This window comes from Larkinella knui (genome assembly GCF_003858645.1).
Taxonomy (GTDB): Bacteria; Bacteroidota; Bacteroidia; order Cytophagales; family Spirosomataceae; genus Larkinella; species Larkinella knui.
Genome location: NZ_RQJP01000001.1, coordinates 502,707 through 521,992 on the forward strand (window position 1 = coordinate 502,707; position 19,286 = coordinate 521,992).

Annotated in this window: 19 protein-coding genes; 5 read left to right on the top strand and 14 right to left on the bottom strand. The window is 49.2% G+C overall.

All coding sequences use genetic code 11. From position 1 onward, the window contains the following. Nucleotides 1-4: 4 nt before the first annotated feature. The 7 genes from EHT87_RS01980 to EHT87_RS02010 all read right to left on the bottom strand — a co-directional run bounded on the left by EHT87_RS01980 (nt 5) and on the right by EHT87_RS02010 (nt 6,503). Nucleotides 5-1,300 (bottom strand): hemolysin family protein, encoded by a 1,296-nt coding sequence (locus EHT87_RS01980; RefSeq protein WP_124903310.1) that lies wholly within the window; start codon nt 1,298-1,300, stop codon nt 5-7. A gap of 85 nt (nt 1,301-1,385) precedes the next feature. Then, nucleotides 1,386-1,610, bottom strand: a complete 225-nt coding sequence (locus EHT87_RS01985) for a hypothetical protein (protein WP_124903312.1) — start codon at nt 1,608-1,610, stop codon at nt 1,386-1,388. A gap of 7 nt (nt 1,611-1,617) precedes the next feature. Continuing rightward, a complete protein-coding gene (ccsA, locus tag EHT87_RS01990) occupies nt 1,618-4,254 on the bottom strand; it encodes a cytochrome c biogenesis protein CcsA (RefSeq protein ID WP_124903314.1) in 2,637 nt (878 codons plus the stop codon). Nucleotides 4,255-4,364: 110 nt separating this feature from the next. Further along, nucleotides 4,365-4,805, bottom strand: a complete 441-nt coding sequence (locus tag EHT87_RS01995) for a cytochrome c maturation protein CcmE domain-containing protein (RefSeq protein WP_124903316.1) — start codon at nt 4,803-4,805, stop codon at nt 4,365-4,367. A 71-nt stretch (nt 4,806-4,876) separates the two neighbouring features. Continuing rightward, entirely contained in the window at nt 4,877-5,086 is a 210-nt protein-coding gene (locus EHT87_RS02000) for a CcmD family protein (RefSeq protein WP_124903318.1), read from the bottom strand. Between the two features lie 42 nt (nt 5,087-5,128). Further along, nucleotides 5,129-5,827 carry a cytochrome c biogenesis protein CcsA gene (ccsA, locus tag EHT87_RS02005; RefSeq protein ID WP_124903320.1) on the bottom strand — a complete coding sequence of 233 codons (699 nt, stop codon included), beginning with the start codon at nt 5,825-5,827 and terminating at the stop codon, nt 5,129-5,131. A gap of 7 nt (nt 5,828-5,834) precedes the next feature. Beyond that, the gene (locus tag EHT87_RS02010) at nt 5,835-6,503 is read right to left on the bottom strand and encodes a heme exporter protein CcmB (protein ID WP_124903322.1); all 669 of its coding nucleotides are present in this window, start codon (nt 6,501-6,503) and stop codon (nt 5,835-5,837) included. Nucleotides 6,504-6,829: 326 nt separating this feature from the next. On the opposite strand from EHT87_RS02010, the gene EHT87_RS02015 reads away from it, so the two are divergent. Further along, nucleotides 6,830-7,054, top strand: a complete 225-nt coding sequence (locus EHT87_RS02015) for a FeoA family protein (protein WP_124905975.1) — start codon at nt 6,830-6,832, stop codon at nt 7,052-7,054. Between the two features lie 62 nt (nt 7,055-7,116). Next, the gene (gene feoB / locus EHT87_RS02020) at nt 7,117-9,255 is read left to right on the top strand and encodes a ferrous iron transport protein B (RefSeq protein ID WP_124903324.1); all 2,139 of its coding nucleotides are present in this window, start codon (nt 7,117-7,119) and stop codon (nt 9,253-9,255) included. Between the two features lie 83 nt (nt 9,256-9,338). Here feoB and EHT87_RS31200 read toward each other — a convergent pair whose 3' ends face one another. Further along, a complete protein-coding gene (locus EHT87_RS31200) occupies nt 9,339-9,503 on the bottom strand; it encodes a hypothetical protein (protein ID WP_185716119.1) in 165 nt (54 codons plus the stop codon). Nucleotides 9,504-9,977: 474 nt separating this feature from the next. After that, on the bottom strand, nt 9,978-11,477 hold the full coding sequence (locus tag EHT87_RS02025) for an NAD(P)H-hydrate dehydratase (RefSeq protein ID WP_124903326.1): 1,500 nt from the start codon (nt 11,475-11,477) through the stop codon (nt 9,978-9,980). Nucleotides 11,478-11,656: 179 nt separating this feature from the next. Between EHT87_RS02025 and rplS the strand changes: the two genes are divergently transcribed. Beyond that, nucleotides 11,657-12,034, top strand: a complete 378-nt coding sequence (gene rplS / locus EHT87_RS02030) for a 50S ribosomal protein L19 (RefSeq protein ID WP_124905977.1) — start codon at nt 11,657-11,659, stop codon at nt 12,032-12,034. Between the two features lie 146 nt (nt 12,035-12,180). Then, nucleotides 12,181-12,966, top strand: a complete 786-nt coding sequence (dapF, locus tag EHT87_RS02035; RefSeq protein ID WP_124905979.1) for a diaminopimelate epimerase — start codon at nt 12,181-12,183, stop codon at nt 12,964-12,966. A gap of 4 nt (nt 12,967-12,970) precedes the next feature. Here dapF and EHT87_RS02040 read toward each other — a convergent pair whose 3' ends face one another. Continuing rightward, nucleotides 12,971-13,279 carry a rhodanese-like domain-containing protein gene (locus tag EHT87_RS02040; RefSeq protein ID WP_124903328.1) on the bottom strand — a complete coding sequence of 103 codons (309 nt, stop codon included), beginning with the start codon at nt 13,277-13,279 and terminating at the stop codon, nt 12,971-12,973. Between the two features lie 113 nt (nt 13,280-13,392). Next, a complete protein-coding gene (locus EHT87_RS02045) occupies nt 13,393-14,817 on the bottom strand; it encodes an arylsulfatase (RefSeq protein WP_124903330.1) in 1,425 nt (474 codons plus the stop codon). A 403-nt stretch (nt 14,818-15,220) separates the two neighbouring features. Here EHT87_RS02045 and htpG point away from each other — a divergent pair, with 403 nt between their 5' ends. Further along, entirely contained in the window at nt 15,221-17,050 is a 1,830-nt protein-coding gene (gene htpG / locus EHT87_RS02050) for a molecular chaperone HtpG (RefSeq protein WP_124903332.1), read from the top strand. Nucleotides 17,051-17,134: 84 nt separating this feature from the next. Here htpG and EHT87_RS02055 read toward each other — a convergent pair whose 3' ends face one another. The 3 genes from EHT87_RS02055 to EHT87_RS02065 all read right to left on the bottom strand — a co-directional run bounded on the left by EHT87_RS02055 (nt 17,135) and on the right by EHT87_RS02065 (nt 19,219). Further along, a complete protein-coding gene (locus tag EHT87_RS02055) occupies nt 17,135-17,731 on the bottom strand; it encodes a helix-hairpin-helix domain-containing protein (RefSeq protein WP_124903334.1) in 597 nt (198 codons plus the stop codon). Between the two features lie 34 nt (nt 17,732-17,765). After that, complete coding sequence (locus EHT87_RS02060) at nt 17,766-18,197, bottom strand: helix-hairpin-helix domain-containing protein (RefSeq protein ID WP_229320798.1); 432 nt, start codon at nt 18,195-18,197, stop codon at nt 17,766-17,768. Between the two features lie 86 nt (nt 18,198-18,283). Further along, complete coding sequence (locus EHT87_RS02065; RefSeq protein WP_124903338.1) at nt 18,284-19,219, bottom strand: OmpA family protein; 936 nt, start codon at nt 19,217-19,219, stop codon at nt 18,284-18,286. Nucleotides 19,220-19,286: the final 67 nt, after the last annotated feature.

The following is a 19,286-nucleotide window of genomic DNA, read 5'->3' on the forward strand; positions in this document are numbered from 1 at the left end:
GCGGTTATTCTTCGACTGGCGTGATTGTAACCCGTACCAGATCGATTCGGGCTTCATTCATGGAAAGAATGGTAAACGTAAAAGGCGGCATTTCAATGACATCATTCACGTTTGGTATCTCACCATTAATGGACAAAATCAATCCGCCGAGCGTATCGTAATCGCCTTCCGGAATATTCCAGCCGTATTTTTCGTTCAGATTTTCGATTTCGTGCCGCGCACTCAGCAACCAGGTCGTGTCGTCCAGTTGCCGTTCGTCCCAGTCTTCGTTGGTATCGTATTCGTCCTGAATTTCGCCGAAAATCTGTTCAACCAGGTCTTCCACGCTCACCAGACCCGAAGTGCCGCCAAATTCATCGACCACCAACGCCAGACTTTTGCGTTCGGCCAGAAATTTTTCGAGCAGCAAGCGGGCCGGCATACTGTCGGGAACGACGCGAATCGGAGTCAAAATGCTCTCGATGGATTGCGGTTTCTGGAAGAGGGCCAGGGCGTGGCAATACCCAATCACATCGTCGATGTTATCGCGGTAGACGACAATTTTCGAGTGACCGCTTTCCTGAAAACAGCGTTTTAATTCCTCGATGTCGTCTTCTACATCCACCGCCGTTATTTCGGTTCGCGGAATCATACAATCGCGTACGGCCACGTTACGGAAGTCAATGGCGTTGTTCAGGATTTCAGTATCGATATCGATTTCTTCAACGTTCGAATCGTCCTGCTGCTTCTGTTGATTGAATTGCTGGAGATAATGGTTGAGGTCGATCAGCCCAAATACCGGCCGAACCTCGGAATACTGACTTCCCGGAATAATTTTGACGATGCCTTTGGTCAACCAGACCATGAGCCGGACAATCGGAGCAATGGCTTTGTAAATGACCCAGATCGGAATTGCCAGCCGCTCCATAAACGCGTCAGGATGAATCAGCGCCAGACTTTTGGGCACATAATCCGCAAATGGCATGAACAGCACAGTCAGAATCAGCGTCTCGATCAGGATCAGCGCGATGGGATTTGTCAATGAAACCGGAAGGTAAGCCGACAGAAACGGGTTGAGCACCGTTACGCCCAGAACGCCATACAGGACCAGAAAAAGTGTATTTCCCGTCAGCGTTGTCCCTATAAACAGAATAGGCTGCTTCAGAAAGGTCGAAACCAGTTTTTCACCCAACGGCCCCTGTTTGCTGTGTAGCTCAAAGTAGAGTCGGTTTACGGACTGATAAGCCATCTCGACCGCCGAGAAAAAGCCTGCCAACACCAGTGCCACGAATGCTCCGAGGAGAATACTGTAAGATTCCATATAAAGGACTATGATTACGGTGAGGCAAAGGATGAGTCAGGATCAAAAAAGAGCCTCATCGTCTATACATCACCGTAATTACAGCTCATTTCTTCTTCTTGCGTTTGGATTGTTTCACCGGAACGGACGGTTTTTGGGCAGGCCGGTTCAGGTGTACTCCACGAACATACATAAAAGCCAGCAAAAACGCCAGACATAGCATAATTAGCCAGTAATGTTCGCCAAACGTACCGGTTCGGCGGAACTCCAGCACCCACAGAATCAGACACCCGATGGAAAGCGCGCCAAGGACAGTTTCAGATACTTTCATAAACGGTCTACTGAGAACTGCTGACTAGGGACGGCTTCTTTTTGTCCCTCATTTTGGTAAACTCGCGGTAGCGACGGATGGCCGCCATGGAAAAACCGATCACCAGCACAAACGTGCCGATCCAAAGCAGGTTGATCAGGGGCATTTCCTTGGCCTTCATCACGATATAATCGCGCTGGGTCGTGTTGGCTGTGAAGGTAAACAGGCCCGTACGCGGGTCGATTTCATTCAGCTGAATTCGCAGGCCGAGTTCGGTATTGGTTTCAGCCTGCCGACCCACCATCCGGTCTTTGATGATAAACGCCGGAGACAAGGTGTATTCCCGCTCTTTGTCCAGGACGCGAATCACGGCTTTTACGGCCGCATCGTTGGGCCCAAGGGGCGTTCCTTCAATGTCGCGGGTTTGCACGACGTTGTCAAAAACCGCTACGTAATCGTTCACAAAGAACGTGTCTTTGGGAGCAATCCGGTAAGTCTCGGTCGGACTCCAGGTGCCTTCGCTACTGGGGTCAGGAACCGTGGCAACGTAGGTGTACAAGTCTTTTCCCGGCATCCGGCGAATATCCGGCGACGGAAGAAAACCACCGGCTCCCATTTGTTCGTTGATCTGGCCGCGCGGATACAAGGTAAAAATCTTGCCACCCGGTTCGCGGTATTCCACTTCGTAGTACGTGTTTTCGGGATGGAGGGCAACGGTGTCCCCTTTTTTGTGATACAGCTTGCCGTTCTGTTCAATATCGCGCAGTGCAATGCCATGGAAACTGAGTTCGGGCGTTGCGCCAATAATGGGCTCAACCCAGTCGCGGGGGACGTATTCCGGCACGTCGCGAATCTCAATCCGCTGGCCCCGATAGGTCAGCAGGTAGCCACTCATTTTCTGCGGTTGATTCAGCCACAAAATGACGTTTTCCTTGTTTTCTTTATTGTCATTTTTGGTAAAATCTTCCCCTTTTGAAATCAGCAATCCCGTATTGTTCAGGGAGACGATTTTTGAATAACCCGACGAAAACAAAATACCGATCAGCATCAACGCTACGCCCATATGGGCTACGGCACCACCGGAAAGCCGGTAATTGCCCCGGATAATGCCCCACAAAATACTCCCGTTGGCCACCATGGCAAAAACCGAAGCGGTGAGCAGAACCATAAACGCCGGTTTGGTGATGTTGCCGTAAGCAATCAGGCCACCGCTGATAAACATTGTGATAATGGCGGAGGTAATGAGGGCATTCAGGTTTCCTTTGCCCACTTTCCGCCACCAGACATACTGACCGATGCCCGTCAGGAGAGCAATGGCGGAGAAAAACCATATCTGGAATTTGTTATAGTGCGCCACCTGATCGGCGGGCATGGCGATGTTGGGACTAAAACCAAAGGCTTCACCAATCTTGTTGTAAACCGGGAAGGATGTGGTATTCAATACCTGAAAACCGGCCAGACAAAGAATGATGGCACCTATGAACAGCCAGAACTCTTTGGAATAAACCGAAGTTTCTTCTTCGTCTTTTTCGATCAATTTCCACTTGACGCTGATTAGAACGACCGCCATCACCACAAAAACCAGCATGTAAATCAGCAACTGGCCCGACAGTCCTAAATCCGTAAAGGAGTGGACGGAGGCATTGCCCAGAATACCGCTGCGGGTCAGGAAGGTAGAATACAGAATCAGCAGGAAGGTGGCAACCGACAAAATAATGGCGGTTTTCAAACCCGTCGAGCTCTTTTTAGCAATCAGCATGGAGTGGATGGCAGCAATCAAAACCATCCAGGGCACCAATACCGAGTTTTCGACCGGGTCCCAGTTCCAGTATCCACCAAAATTGAGGGTTTCATAAGCCCAGTAACCGCCCATCAGAATACCGACACCCAAGACCATCGCCGAGAACAAGGCCCAGGGCAGGGCGGGGCGCATCCACTCTTTCGGTTCGTTTTTCCACAAACCGGCAATGCAGAAAGCAAACGGGATCAACGTCGTTGCATACCCCAGAAACAAGGTAGGCGGGTGAATGACCATCCAGTAATTTTGCAGCAGCGGGTTCATGCCCTTGCCGTCTTCCGGGATGTAATTGGGATTACTCGTGAAGATGGGCGCATCGGCCATGGCATCGCGCAGTAACAGAAATGGTGAGCTCCCGATTTTGAACGTATCACCAAAAACAACCCCTAAAATCATGGAAGCCAGAAACGCCTGTACTAAAGCAAAAACCGTCATCATGGGGGCTTCCCATTGACGCGAACCCTGGCTGCGGGGACGGTCGTCGCGGTTAGTATGAATCAGAATAATGCCCAAAACCACGTTCCAGAACAACCAGAGCAGAAAACTACCTTCCTGACCGTGCCAGAAACTGGAGATAATGTATTCTGCCGGTAGCGCCCGTGATGAATAACTCCAGGCGTAATGGTACTCGTAATAATGGTTGGAAATGATGTAGAACAGGCAGGCGACAATACCAAAAATAGCCACACCGTGAACATAAAAAGCACCACGGGCCAGCCAGCGCCATTGGGTTATTTCCCGCTTGTTCTGCAATAGATCGTTTCCCGCCAGAGAAATCCGGAGGTAAGCGAACGTGGCCATCAGCGCCGTTACAAATGAAATAATGACAAAAAGGTGGCCGATATTACCGACAGTCGTATGAATCATGGTTGATTGGTTCGAATGGCTAAAAGGAGGGACAAAAGTGTTAAATGGGTAAAATGGTCAAAATTTCAGTCAGCCATTTTTAACCATTCGACCCTTCGCCATCCTGCATTTTATAACGTTGCCGTTTTCGCTTCATACTCCTTCGTTTCCAGTTTGTTTTCCTGGTATTTCGATGGGCATTTTAGCAAAATCTTGTCGGCCCGGAAATGATCGCCCTGCATGCTGCCAATGACGACCACTTGTTCCGAACGGTCGAAATCCTGGGGTTTGGGCGAGTTATACACCACTTTTTGCATGTGGTTTTCGTTATCGATCAGCGTAAATTCAAAACGATTGGGATCGACCTGCGGCTGGTAAACCATGTTGATGATTTTCCCCTGGGCGTTTTTGGTCAGTTTTCCAACCACGTGGACGCCATCGGATTCGCCACTTTTTGCTAGCTCGGCGGCTTGGGTAAAGGTAACATACGAACTGGCATCACCAGCGGTTGAGATTATAATGCCGATTGCGAGCGCAATTACGATAATACCGAGAATATGTGTTTTTTTCATGATTGAGAAGAAAGCGATTAGATCAGGAATAAAGGCCAGAAAGGCGGTTTTTCTTGTCAAACCGCCAGGGCTTATTTAGTAATCTCCTTTTCCAGTTTACTGATCTTCGTGTCCAGTCGAATGAGGTAAAAAATAACACCCGCAAACGTGACTAAAAACACGGCGACCACAACCCATATTTTACCATCGGCCCGAAGCCGGTCAGCCATCTCGATCTCCTGAGCCTGGCTGCTGAACGAGAGTAACAAAAGAGAAAACAGGATAAGGAATCTAGGTATCATAGTAATGATTGATCTAAAGTGGTAACAAGTTTGAACCGCGAATCATTCCGCAGTGGAATGGGCTCTGGGTACCGAATCATTGACATGATCCAGCCGGTCGCGCAGCCGACGCACCCTCACCCGCAGTTGGGTAATCCAGACGCCGATCAGCGTCATCCCGATTACACTGGGATACAACACCAGCCGCATCGCGTTATCCATATCGTATTTGCCAAAAGCCGGGTTGCCGCCGTTGCCCGGGTGCAACGAATCGGTGAGCCGGGGCAGAATGAAAATGAGTGGTACAAAAACCGCAAAGGCAAAAATGTTGTAAATCGCCGAAATACGGGCCCGACGCAGTTCATCATCAAACGAATTACGCAGAATCAGGTAGGCAAAATACATGAGCATTCCCACGGCGACGCTATTCAGTTTCGGGTCGTTCGGCCAGGGATCTCCCCAGGTCACGCTGGCCCAGAGTGAACCGGTAGCACAGCCCAGAATACCGAATAAAATGGCCGTATTGGCAAACTCCACGGAGATATGATCGTCGTTCAGCTGTCCTTTCCGCAGATAACGGATCGCAAAAATCATGGACGTCAGCATCAGGATGACCATCGAAAACCAGAGCGGAACGTGGAAATAAACGTTTCGAATGCTCTCATTCAGAATAGGTTGACGGGGAACCGTTCCCAGAAGACCGACCCAGATTACGTACGTCATAATGACAACGGCCAGGGCTTTCCACCAGTTTTTTTTCATAGTCATTTTAACTTCTCCACAAATAGGGAAATAACATCACCGACAAGGCCAGAACGATGACATCGATTGCCAGCAAAGTACCGATTTCATCCAGACTAACGCTACGATCTAAGCCATCAAGTGCATTTTTTGATACCCGAATCAGCATAAGCAGCAAAGGAAGCACCACCGGAAAACTCAAAACCGCCATCAGCGTGGCACTATTTTCGGCTTTGGAAGCAATGCCGGCCACCAGGGTCAACGAAGCGGCAAAACCGATCGCGCCCAGTAAAAGATTGCCCACAAACAGGGGCATGTCCATGCCTTCGCCCGGAACCCCCATCACCAGAGTATAAAAGCTGAATCCCAGCCCGGCCAAAACCAGCATCAGCAATGTGTTGTACACAATTTTTGAAATGATGATTTTTTGCGGACTGATCAGGGTGTAGTAATACAAAAGACGCCCTGAACGCTCCTGAACAAAGCTTTTGGCAATGGCATTGATGGCCGTGAACAATAGAATGATCCAGAACAGCGCGTTCCAGACCATGGGAGTCAATTGATTCCGGCGGAGACTGAAACTCAGAAAGCAGACAAATACCGTACTGACGATGTAAAGCAGCATACCGTTCAGGGCGTAGCGTTGCCGCCATTCCAACCGAAACTCTTTACCAATTAATACCCGGATCTGTTGCATCGTACTGGGGCGCAGGGCATTTATCCCTACCTGACCTGGTCAAAATTTACTTAATTCAAGTGCTCAAACCAGATTTTACAAAATTACAACACAAACCCCAGTTCAGCTTGATCAATAGACCGGTTTTTTCAAGATTCATAAACAGGTCTGCGATTAATTGATCGTTTTCCGGTCGACTGCTGATTTTAACTATATCTATCGTTAAGACGAAGTCGCTTTCAAACCGGGAATTTTTATGTCATTTGTTGTAAAAGCGAACGGATATCCGTTAACTTGCATTAATTTGTAATGAGTCTAAATATCATAATTTCATGCCCCACCGTAAAATACAGAAGCGCAGTGTAGCGGATTTGAAAATTGGTGAAAAAGCGGTGATCGATTCGTTCAGTGATCAGTGGATGTCGCTAAAGCTACTCGAAATGGGTTGCTTACCGGGCACGGAGGTTTGTCTGCACTGTAAAGCGCCGTTAGGCGACCCCATTTGTCTGAATGTTTCCGGTTACTGTCTTTCGATGCGAAAGTCGGAAGCTGCTACGATATTGGTCGAATAAAATCAACACTGTCTGGCCGGAGATTGCGCGTTAGTTACCGGCTTTCACCTTCTATTGCATCATTGAAATCAAGACCTGTAATCGCCCTTGTGGGCAATCCGAATTCCGGAAAATCATCGTTGTTTAACCAATTGACCGGCCTTCGTCAAAAAGTAGGCAACTTTCCGGGAGTAACCGTCGATAAAAAGTCAGGAACCGCTGTTCTGAATGATACCACCGAAATGTCGGTCATCGACCTGCCGGGCGTTTATAGCATCTATCCCAAATCAGCGGATGAACAAGTGGTTACGGACATTCTGGCCAATCCGCAGCATCCCGATTATCCGGATGTGGCCGTTGTGGTCGTGGATGCCTCCAATCTGAACCGGAATTTGTTGCTGTTTAGTCAGATTCAGGATCTGGGCGTGCCGGTTGTTATGGCTTTGAACATGCTGGATATTGCCCGACAGCAGCAATTGGAAATCAATGCCGTCCGGTTAGCGATGCAGTTGAAGGTACCGGTGGTAAAAATCAATGCGCGGGTCGGAGAGGGACTTGAACTCCTGAAACAAGCCATTGAGCAGCAAATCGGCCAACCGGTCATCACCAAAGAACTCTTTTTCGATCCGGAACTGGCAGCATCCACGCCCGATCAGGATCTGAAGGGATTGATTACCGATGTGCGCCACCACTACCAGTTGACTAACAATTACCTGGCCTTGCAGTACCTCATTCAACACGACGGTTTTTCCTTCCTGGCTCGTCCGCAGCGGGTTAAACTGGATGGTTTGATTGAAAAATACCATTTCAACGAGGTGGATTTTCAGGCAAAAGAAACCATCGGGCGGTACAAGCGAATCGGCGAGGTGGTGAAAGCGGTCGTGACCGACAGGCGCCCGCTCGACCAGTCGACCTGGAGCCAGCGAATCGACCGGATTTTGCTGCATCCCGTCTGGGGCTATGCCATTTTTGCTACGGTGCTTCTCCTGATTTTTCAGGCGATTTTCGCCTGGGCCCAGCCGTTTGTCGATGGGATCGACGGGGGAGTGGCCTGGCTAAACGGCACGTTGCACGACCGACTTCCCGCTGGTCCGTTAACCGATTTGCTAACCGACGGTATCATTGCCGGGGTGGGGGGCGTAATCGTTTTTATACCGCAGATCGCCTTTCTGTTCCTGCTCGTTTCCCTCCTGGAAGAATCCGGTTATATGTCGCGCGTTATGGTTTTGATGGATCGCATCATGCGGCAGTTTGGCCTGAACGGTCGAAGTGTCGTACCGCTCATTTCGGGCGTCGCCTGCGCTGTTCCGGCCATAATGGCAACCCGAAGCATCGGTTCGTGGCGCGAGCGACTGATTACCATTCTGGTTACGCCCTTGATGAGTTGTTCGGCTCGTTTACCGATTTATACCATTCTAATCGCGTTGGTGGTACCGGGAAGAACCGTGCTGGGTTTTCTGAATTTACAGGGAATCGTGATGATGGGCCTGTATCTGCTCGGGCTGGTAGCGGCTCTGGTGGCAGCCTACGCGTTCAAACTTATCATCAAAGCCAGGGAAAGAAGCCTGTTTGTGATGGAATTGCCGACTTACAAGTGGCCGCGCTGGAACCATGTCGGCATTACAGTTTGGGACAGCGTTACGTCATTTGTCTGGCAAGCCGGTCGGGTTATCATTGCGATTTCAATTGTTCTCTGGGTTCTGGCGTCCTATGGTCCCGGCGATGCACTCGAGCAAGCCGAAAACCGGGTTCGGCGCGACTACCGCCAGCTTTCGGCTGAACAGATTGAAAACCGCGTTGCTTCTGAGAAATTAGAAGCGTCGTATGCCGGGCGGTTCGGGAAAATTCTGGAACCGGTCATAAAACCATTGGGATACGACTGGAAAATCGGTATCGCACTCATCAGTTCATTTGCCGCCCGGGAGGTATTTGTTGGAACCATCGCGACGATTTACAGCATTGGCAGCGCCGACGGCGACAACAGTAGTACGATCAAGGAGAAACTGGCTGCCGAAATCAATCCGGAAACGGGCGGTCCGATGTTTACGCCAGCGGTGGCATTTTCGTTGCTGGTTTTTTACGTATTCGCCATGATGTGCATGAGTACGATTGCAACCGTTTACCGGGAAACAAAAGGATGGAAATGGCCGCTGATTCAGTTAGCGTACATGAGCGTTCTGGCCTACGTCTCGGCGTTTCTGGTGTACCAGATCATGAAATAAAAAACAGATTTCATCAAGAAAGCCGTTTTTAAAGGCTATATCCCTTGATGAAATCTGTTTGTATCTACTGTAAAATAGATGCGTTACCAGAGCAATCCTTTCGAAATGATCGGATAAATGAAGTGAAAAAGAATATAGGCAAAAATCATCACCGTCAGTACACCCAGCAATGAAATCTGATCAATTTCAAAGCGAAAACGGCGACTTGGGCGGTTTACTCTCCATTCTTTGGGTACGACATTTCTCATGGTAACTTCAAATTATGGTGTTGATATAGTATGTGTTGGATATGTGGTACAAAATTGAACAAACCGGTCGATTTTGAAATGCGTACTACTACGTGATTTTAAAAACAAGTAGTTTTCACATCGAAAATCAGCCTGTGTACTTAAATTCTGGCTCAAATAGTATTCCAATGTAAACCTATTTTGAGTCTTGTCTGATAAATAGACAGACCGGCTTGATTGCTAGACGATTACCCGGATAAAAATTCATAAAAGGTTGTTCGCTGCCTCCTGATAACCTTAAAAAAGAAAGCAGATTGTGGAATAATATCCACACCAATCGGGAATCCCTTACACAGTCAGGACCCGGTAATATATACGAGGGTTGGAAGCGAAATAGACTTAGAAATAGAAATTTATTTCTGGACATGGGTATTTTCCCGATTCAACGCGGTTGAATCGGGAAAACGTCAGCAGGCTAAAGGCAAAGCAGGTTTGTTAATCCCAGCGCAGGGAATCGGTGATATCGGAAGCCATCAGGCCAATTTGCCCCCGGTTCTGGGCAGCCCGATCGCCCGCGCGGCCATGTTCAAAAACGCCCAGTACGGCGGCTTCAACCGGATCATATCCCTGAGCAATTAAAGCCGTCAGAATTCCCGTCAAAACGTCACCGGTGCCGCCGGTACTCATCCCCGGATTCCCGGTCGAATTAAAATGAGTGGTTCCATCGGGTGTAGCAATGGCCGTATGCGCTCCTTTCAGCACAACTACGAACCGGTTTCGCTGAGCAAAATCCCGCAGAATTCCCAGTTTATCATAATCACTGGTCCAACGCCGGGTCAATCGCTCAAACTCTTTGGGGTGCGGTGTTAAAATACTGTTTTTGGGTATTTTGTCGATTAGATCCCGGTTTTTAGCAATCAGGTTGATGGCATCAGCGTCGATCACCATCGGTTTTTGGGCCTCGGAAAGGAGCTTGCGCAGCATCGCCAGCGTTTCGGGGGCCGTGCCGATGCCGGGTCCAACACCAATCGCCGAATAGGTGCTCAATTCCGGAGCTTCCAGATCAGGTTGCCCCGACAAAATGTGTAGATGGCCGTCGGGCTGACACATGGCTTCCGGCACGGTGGTTTGTAAAATTTCGTACCCGCAGCGGGGTACCTGTACGGTCAATAAACCGACACCGGATCGCAGACAGGCTCTGGAAGCGAGAACGCCCGCGCCCATTTTTCCGTAACTACCGACCAGCAGAAGGGCGTGACCGAATGATCCTTTGTGGGAAAACCGGTTTCGCGGACGCAGCAAATGCCGTACTTCTTTTTCGGTAGTATAAAAATACGTGGTGGGCGTTCGTTCAATAAAAGCCCGGCTCAGTCCAATGTCGACCCAATGCCATTCGCCCACGTAGAGACCAAGCGTAGGCTGTAGAAAAGCCAGTTTGGGCAAATGAAACGTAACCGTGTAATCCGGCTGAATAATCGTAGAGTTGGGGCCGTTGGCGGTATCGGCAAAAAGGCCGCTGGCAATATCGACCGCAATCACTGTGGCCGGACTGTGGTTAATGGCGTCGATCACCGATTGGACAATGCCCTCCGTGGTTCGGGACAGGCCCAGGCCCAGGATCGCGTCGATGGCCACTTCCCGGTTGCGAATAACCGGAATATCGCGTTCATTCTCAATATAGGTAATGGACGAAATCAGCTTCAAACGGCGGTGGTTGTGCATAAAGTCCTCCGATTCGCGGGGCGCATACCGGACCACATACGTCTGAACCGAATATTCCAGTTGAGTCAACAGACGTGCAATCGCCAAACCATCGCCCCCGTTATTTCCTAATCCGCAGAAAATCCGGACGGGCCGGCTTTTATCGAAACGGGCCGTATACCAGTCGGTAAACGCCTGAGCGGCCCTCTCCATGAGATTGATGGGCGCAATGGGTTCATGTTCGATGGTGTATTGATCGAGGGTACGGGTTTGTTCAACACTCAGAATCTTCATCCGATTTAGTAAAATGGCTGATCATGGTCTTCGATGGCGAATTAGCTAAAAACCCGCTAACCTTCCAACGGTTCGTTCGTCATTCAATTTATTTCAGGCCAACTATTTATAAAACGGAAACTTATGGCTATATTTGCGGCTTATTAAGAAATTTCATACCCCCGAAGATATCTACGGTCATGAGTGAATTGATTAAACTGGTCGAAGCTGAAAACGCAAGTCGCCGGACTAACTTCCCGGCCTTTCAATCAGGCGACACAGTGAATGTACACGTTAAAATCCGTGAAGGAAACAAAGAGCGGATTCAGGTTTATTCGGGTACGGTTATTCAACGCCGGAATCCGAACACCAATGGAGAGACGTTTACAGTACGCAAAATTTCAAATGGTGTCGGTGTAGAGCGGATTTTCCCGATTCTTTCACCGAATATCGACAAAGTTGAATTGGTTCGCATGGGCCGGGTTCGTCGCGCCCGTTTGTTCTACCTGCGTGGTCGTCAGGGCAAAGCCGCACGGATCAAGGAGCGCAAGGTAAAAGTAACTCAGCCACAGGCGTAGTACTGCACTGCTCATCAGGAAGGAAGCTGCCCGTAAAGGCGGCTTTTTTTGTGCCCCAAAAAACAGGTAGAATTATAAGTTAAAAGTGGGCTAACGCAGGCTGAAAACAAGAATTTCAATCTTCTTTCAACTTTTGATTTTCAATGATCGACTTCTTCAAATACCAGGGAACCGGCAATGATTTTATCCTCATCGACGATCGCGACGAAACTTTCCCCGCATCGCAGGAACGCATTGCGCGGCTTTGCCACCGGCGGTTTGGGATTGGCGCCGATGGGTTGATTCTGCTCCGAAATCATTCGGAATACGATTTTCAGATGGTTTATTTCAATGCCGACGGTGCTGAAGGCAGCATGTGTGGAAATGGCGGACGGTGCATTGTCCGGTTTGCCCACGATTTGGGTTTGTTCGAAAAGGAAACCCGTTTCCTGGCCGTCGATGGGGAGCATTATGCCGTCGTGACGGAGGAGGAAGTGTCCCTGAAAATGAACGAAATTTCCGGTATCGACCATCAACCCGACTATTCCTTTCTGAATACAGGCTCACCCCATTATGTGAAAGTGGTGGAAGATGTCGAGTCGATGGATGTGGTGGCAGAAGGACGGCCGGTTCGGTACGATGATCGTTTTGCGCCCGGGGGCACCAATGCCAATTTTATTGAGCCGATTGGTAGTAACACGCTGTTTGTCAGAACGTATGAGCGGGGTGTTGAGGACGAAACCTATTCCTGTGGTACGGGTGTGACGGCCTCCGCGCTGGTGGCCCATCAGCAACTCGGAATGAACAGCCCGGTTCTCATCCAGACGATTGGTGGAAATTTACGCGTTTCTTTTGAGGTTACCGCCGATGGCAGTTTTAACGATCTGTATCTGACCGGCCCTGCTGTTCGCGTATTCACAGGTTCTATACCGGATGAATTTCTTGCAGACTGATTTCCTAGTCTTCGGAGCCCAGAATACCGCCTTTGAGGTGGTAAATCTGTTTTTCGGCCATTTCGGGATGTCGGCAAAAATCCTTAACGGCCACCCGGCTTCGAACGCCGTTGGTACAAACCACAATAACATTGTCGTACGGTGCTAGATAATGCCGTTTGTTGCGAATTTCGGAAAGCGGAATATTCAGGCCGCCAATGTTGAATTCTTCAAATTCCCATTCGTCGCGCACATCGACGATGACGGTTTCCGGGGCCATCACCAGCGATTCCATTTCCTCGGTTGTAATGTCGGTATACGTTTTCGTGCTCACAGGTAACAAGGCTGGTATAGACGGGCTGTGTTATCCGACTTCACTACACACGAAACGCGAAAAAGGCAAGCGGTGTTTACGTTTGTCCGGAAAATATTGACCCCGGAACCCATTTATTGTTCTACGGCCGACCAGTCGAAAAGCGGATGTTCGGCAACCTGTTTTGATTGCCGCAGGGCTTCGTATAATTCCTTTACCTGGTCCGGATTGCTTTGCGCCAGATTGATGCTTTCTCCCAGGTCAGTGGTCAGGTTGTACAACTCAAGCACTTCCGGCTTGTTTTTGGTTTTAAACCGGATCAACTTCCAGTTGTTGACCAGAACAGCCTCTTTCAACTGGCCTTCGTTAAATTGCCAATAGAGCGGTTGACGGGCGGGCGGCAGGGTGTTGGTCAGAATAGTAACGGACGAAACACCGTCGATGGCTTTGGGAACTGCCACAGTAGCGAGCTGACAGATGGTGGGCAGAACGTCCCAACTGGCCCAAATGGCCGAACTAACCTGGTTAGCCGGAATCTTTCCCGGTGCTTTGACAATCATCGGAACCCGAATACCGCCTTCGTACAGATCCCGCTTGATGCCTTTCAAGGGACCGCTGCTGTTGAAAAACTCCGGGTCGGCACCGCCTTCTTTATGTGGCCCGTTATCACTGGTAAAAAAAACATAGGTGTTGTCGTCCAGCCCTAATTCCTTCAATAGCGCCCCTAAACGCCCCATATCCTGATCCATTTTGGTGACCATCGCAGCAAAAGCCGCATGCGGTTTCAACTGGGTATGGTAGGTTCCGTTGGGTTGTCGGTAGAATGGTTTTTCGGGATAGATGCTGCTTCCATCGGGCTTCAAAAATGGCTTCATATCCTTCTCCGGCAACAACAATTCTGCGTGAACCAGCGTGATGGGCAAATACAAAAAGAAGGGTTCGGCCTGATGGGAACGCACAAATGAGAAGGCTTTGTCCATGATCAGGTCGTGGGTATATTTTGTCGAGTCGAGCGGTACCTTCCGGAGTTGCCGGTTTTGCACTTCCCATACATGATCCGTAAAATAATGGTGTGCGTGCCGCTGATTCAGATAGCCATAAAAAGCGTCGAAGCCTTTCAGGTGCGGAGCGCCCGTCGTTTCTTCGGCTCCGAGGCCCCATTTGCCAAACATGCCCGTCGCATAACCGGCTTTTTGCAGTCGTTGAGCCAGCGTCGTATCCTGGTCCCGAAGGGGCACCTCACCGCCCGGCGCATTGCCCCGAATGTAGGCATGGCCCATGTGCTTGCCCGTCATGAGTGCGCAGCGTGAAGGCGCGCAAACCGTGCTGCCCGCGTAAAAACGGGTAAAACGGGTTCCTTCACGAGCCAGTTGGTCGAGGTTGGGCGTCTTCACCGGACTCTCGGGGTTGTAACAACTCAGGTTGCCGTATCCCAGATCGTCGGCCATGATATAAATAATGTTGGGCCGGTCGTTACGCCGTTTTACCGGAGCCTGCGCTAGTGACAGATTATGTATCAACCCAACAAGGGCAAGAAGAAAACAGGTCAGTTGTTTCATAAACAGTAGGGGAAGGGAGGAGCTACTCAAAAAGCGCTATGGATAGACAAAAAACAAAACTCATCGGGGATTACCAAATCAAATTTTTACTGACCCCAATTTATGGACGAAACCGGCCAGTGGCTCTATTACCAGATTCCTTATAATTAAAAGGCTACCCTGTATTTGTTGGACAGGTTGCTCATGGACAGGTCAAAAGTGGCGGATGCGACATGAATGGGAAAAAAAGCAGACCGGGTTGCGGAAACAGCCGGAGGAAGGGTGGCAGAACCGCTGATGAACCGTTTTGTAAAAGGATAGCCCGATTGTCTGCCAACTTGTCACATCGGTACGCTCTGGAACAGTTGTTGGTACCGTCTGGGCATCAGTTTATCGCGTCAATCATACTCTAATTTTTATTGTCATGAGCTCGACCATTCAGGAAAAAGGTCAAATTTCGATTCATACGGAAAACATCTTTCCGATTATTAAAAAATTTCTCTACTCAGACCACGAGATTTTTTTGCGGGAATTGGTTTCAAATGCCGTCGATGCATCCCAAAAGCTGAAAAAACTGTCAGGGTTTGGCGAATTCAACGGTGAGCTGGGCGATTTAAAAGTAACCGTAACGCTCGATGAAGAAGCCAAAACCATCACGGTCAGCGACCGGGGCATCGGGATGACGGCCGAGGAAATTAAAAAGTACATCAACCAGATTGCGTTCTCGGGAGCTTCCGAGTTTCTGGAAAAGTACAAGGACAAGCTGGACGAAAAAGGGGCCATAATCGGTCATTTTGGCCTGGGCTTTTATTCTTCGTTCATGGTGGCCGATCATGTCGAAATCATTACGAAATCATTTCGGGAAGGTTCGGAAGCGGCCCGCTGGATTTGTGATGGCTCGACCGAGTTTGAAATTACCGAAGCCGAACGCGCTGAACACGGCACGGATGTGATTCTGCACATTGCCGCCGACTCGGAAGAATTTCTGGACAAAAACCGCCTTCAGTCCATTCTGGACAAATACGGGCGTTTTCTGCCGATTCCAATCGAATTTGACGGAACCGTCATCAATAATACTACCCCGATCTGGACCAAGTCGCCCTCTGAGCTGACGGATGAAGATTACCAGAACTTTTACAAGGAGCTCTATCCAATGTCGGAAGAACCCTTGTTCTGGATTCACCTGAACGTCGATTACCCATTCAATCTGACGGGCGTCCTGTATTTTCCGAGGGTTAAGAACGATTTTCAGATCCGGCGCGAAAAAATCCAGTTGTATAGCCGTCAGGTTTTTATTACAGATGAAGTAAAAGACATTGTTCCGGACTTCCTGATGATGTTGCACGGGGTGATTGATTCACCGGATATTCCATTGAACGTTTCGCGGAGTTTTCTTCAGGCAGACAGCAACGTCAAGAAAATCAATGGCTATATCACCCGCAAGGTCGCCGATAAGCTGGGCGAGCTCTTCCGCAACGACCGCGCCGGTTTTGAACAGAAGTTCGATGACATCGGCTTGTTTGTGAAATACGGTATTATCAGCGATGAGAAGTTCTATGAAAAAGCCAAAGATTTTTGTCTGGTAAAAAACGTCGACGGCAAATACTTTACTTTCGACGAGTTTAGCGCGGCCGTTAAAGAAAATCAAACCGACAAAAATGGTACGGTTGTCTGGTTGTATACGAACGATCTCCAGAAACAGGACGGCTTTATTCAATCGGCCCGGAAGCGTGGCTATGAAGTGCTGTTGTTCGATACGGTTATCGACAGCCACTTCATCAATCAGTTGGAATACAAGCTCGAAAAAACCAGTCTGAAACGCGTCGATGCTGATACATTCGACAAGCTGATCGACAAAGGATTGAACAACGAAAGCGTTCTGTCGGAAGATGACAGGGCAAAATTAAAGACGTTGTTTGAAGAGGCACTGGAGAATAAAACCGGAACGGTTTCGGTAGAAGCCATGCCAACCGACGAACTGCCGGTCATCATTACCTTGCCTGAGTTTTTCCGTCGGATGAAAGACATGTCGGCTCTGAGTGGCGAGCGCAGCATGTTTGGTCCGATGCCGGACAGCTACAACATTGCGGTGAATGCCAACCACCCGCTGGCCGACCGGATTTTGAAGTTAAGCGATACGGACGAACAAAAGGTATTGGTGAAACAAAGCCTTGATCTGGCCAAATTGGCGCAGGGAATGCTTTCCGGCGCTGATCTGACCGCGTTCATCCGCCGTACGGTCGACACCCTGTAACAGCGGTTTTTGGGAGTACGGTTTTTAGTTTATAGGGGTTACGTGTGTGAAGACACGTAACCCCTATAAACTAAAAACCGTAAACTATACTTGACTCGGTCGGCCATATTTGGCTTTATAGAGCTGTGTGGCCTGCCCAACCCAATCTTCACGCTCAATTCGATCCGGAAAAAATTCGATAATATCGCTGACCTTTTCTACATCTTCGGTGGTAAAATTGGCTAATTGCCGAAAAGTGAAAATACCGAGTGTATGTAATTTCCGCTCAAAGAAGGGCCCGACCCCCACAATTTCCTTCAGGTCGTCAGCATTACTCAGGGTTGCATAGCCAATTCGGTTAAAGTTCAATTCGGAAGCGCGTGAAGCGATTTTACGAAACACATTTTCTTCATCGGTTTCAGCCGTTGAGACGATGGTGTTTGTCGAAGCAACGGTTTTTGCATTTGTATATTCGGTCTTTTTGGTAGCCGGGGGCGCAGCCGCAACGGCAGCCGTTGCTTTTCGCTTGCGATGACATTCGGCTAATGCATTCTCCTGTTCGGCCAGGGCCACCCGCAGCCCGCTGATGCGGCTGTTGGTTATCAAGCGGGCGAGGAAATAACCCACCAGGGCCGCAATGGCCAACAAAATTAAAATTTCAGTAATAGCAACTCCCCGGCTAAACGGATCTAAATTAAACATGGTATTGTGGCTGTTTTAAGTCAAATAGTGGTTTCTAAACTCCATATTTTTGGTGGTATAGCTTTTTTGCCTGACCAATCCAGTCTTCGCGTTCGATGCGGTCGGGGAAGAACTCAATGATGTTCGCAATTTGTTCGGCATCTTCCGTCGTACAATTGGCTAACTGACGAAAGGTATAGATGCGCAGACTGTGCAGTTTTTTTTCAAAAAAGGGACCTATGCCGTTGATTTCTTTGAGATCATCGGCTTTTTCGCGGGTGGCGAGTCCAATTCGGGTAAAATTCAATTCATTGGCCCGCGAAGAAATCCGTTGCAGAACAACATCTTCCTGCTGCGCCTGGCTAAAGCTTCTACAGTCTTCAACCTGGCTTTTGGTTGCCTCGATCTGGCCTTCAAGCTGGCGGATGGTGGCCTGCCGGGCCATGTAGCCGATGATGAATCCTAGGATTCCACTTCCAATTAACATAATCCAGTGTTGCATAACGGCGTCAGGCAACTGGTGGGGATTCATTTCAAACATAATGATAGCAAGTTAGTAGGTGCTGGGAAAGGTTATTTTTTCACAACGATAGCGGCCCGGCGGTTTGTCCGACGGCCTGCTTCACTTTCGTTGGATGCGATGGGCTGGGTTTCCCCTTTTCCTTCAACGACCACCTGATTAGCCGCTATTCCTTCGTTCACAAATTGCATTTTCACGGCGGCAGCTCGTTTCTTCGACAGAAGTAGGTTGAGCGCATCCGAGCCGACATTGTCCGAATGGCCGGTTACCACCAGTTTCTGATCAGGATGTTCTTTCAGGTAAGCCTTTGTTTTCTGGAGGAACTCATCGGTTTCTGCCGTTTTTATGTAGGCGGTTTTTCCGGTATTGAAATACAGAGCCATGGGTTCAAAAATGGATGCAAACTTCTCCGCCTTAGCCAGTTCTTCTTCCGCTACGGGCTTTTTTCCTTTGACAAGTACTTCATCTAAAAAAGCAAATTGAACACCGCCATAGAGCGAATCTCCTGCGGGTGTGAACGACAGATCGGATCGCATGGCTCCCTCAAGCGTGAAGAGCGTATCCGGTAATTCAAGGGTTGACAAATACGCGCGGACGCTATTGGCCCGGGCTAATCCCAGATTGGCTTCAGTTGATGGATTTTGTTCGGTCGAATCATAGAAGCCCGTCAGTTGCAGCCGTTTACCAGGATTCGATTTCAAGTAAATCGCTAAAGTATCCAGAAGCGACTGAACCCCCGCCGGATTGACCTGCGCGCCCGACTTGGCAAAAGCCAGATGACCCGGTGAATTGAAGGCGGCAGTGGTACCATCGGCAAACTGTAGGCCGGGAACGGATAAGGAAGAAACTGGCGCTGAACCAGGAGCCCCGCCTGGAACGGATGCGGCACTGTCTGAACATAATTGTTTAATGCGGCAGACGTGCCAATAAGTTGAACCACCCATCCAGATAAGGAGCAGAACAACCCAGAGCGTTTTATGAATAAGCATGAAATAACGGTGGATTTGAAGTTTGCAATCTTCCTTTGAGACTCAAAGAGGCCGGAAAAGTCATGCA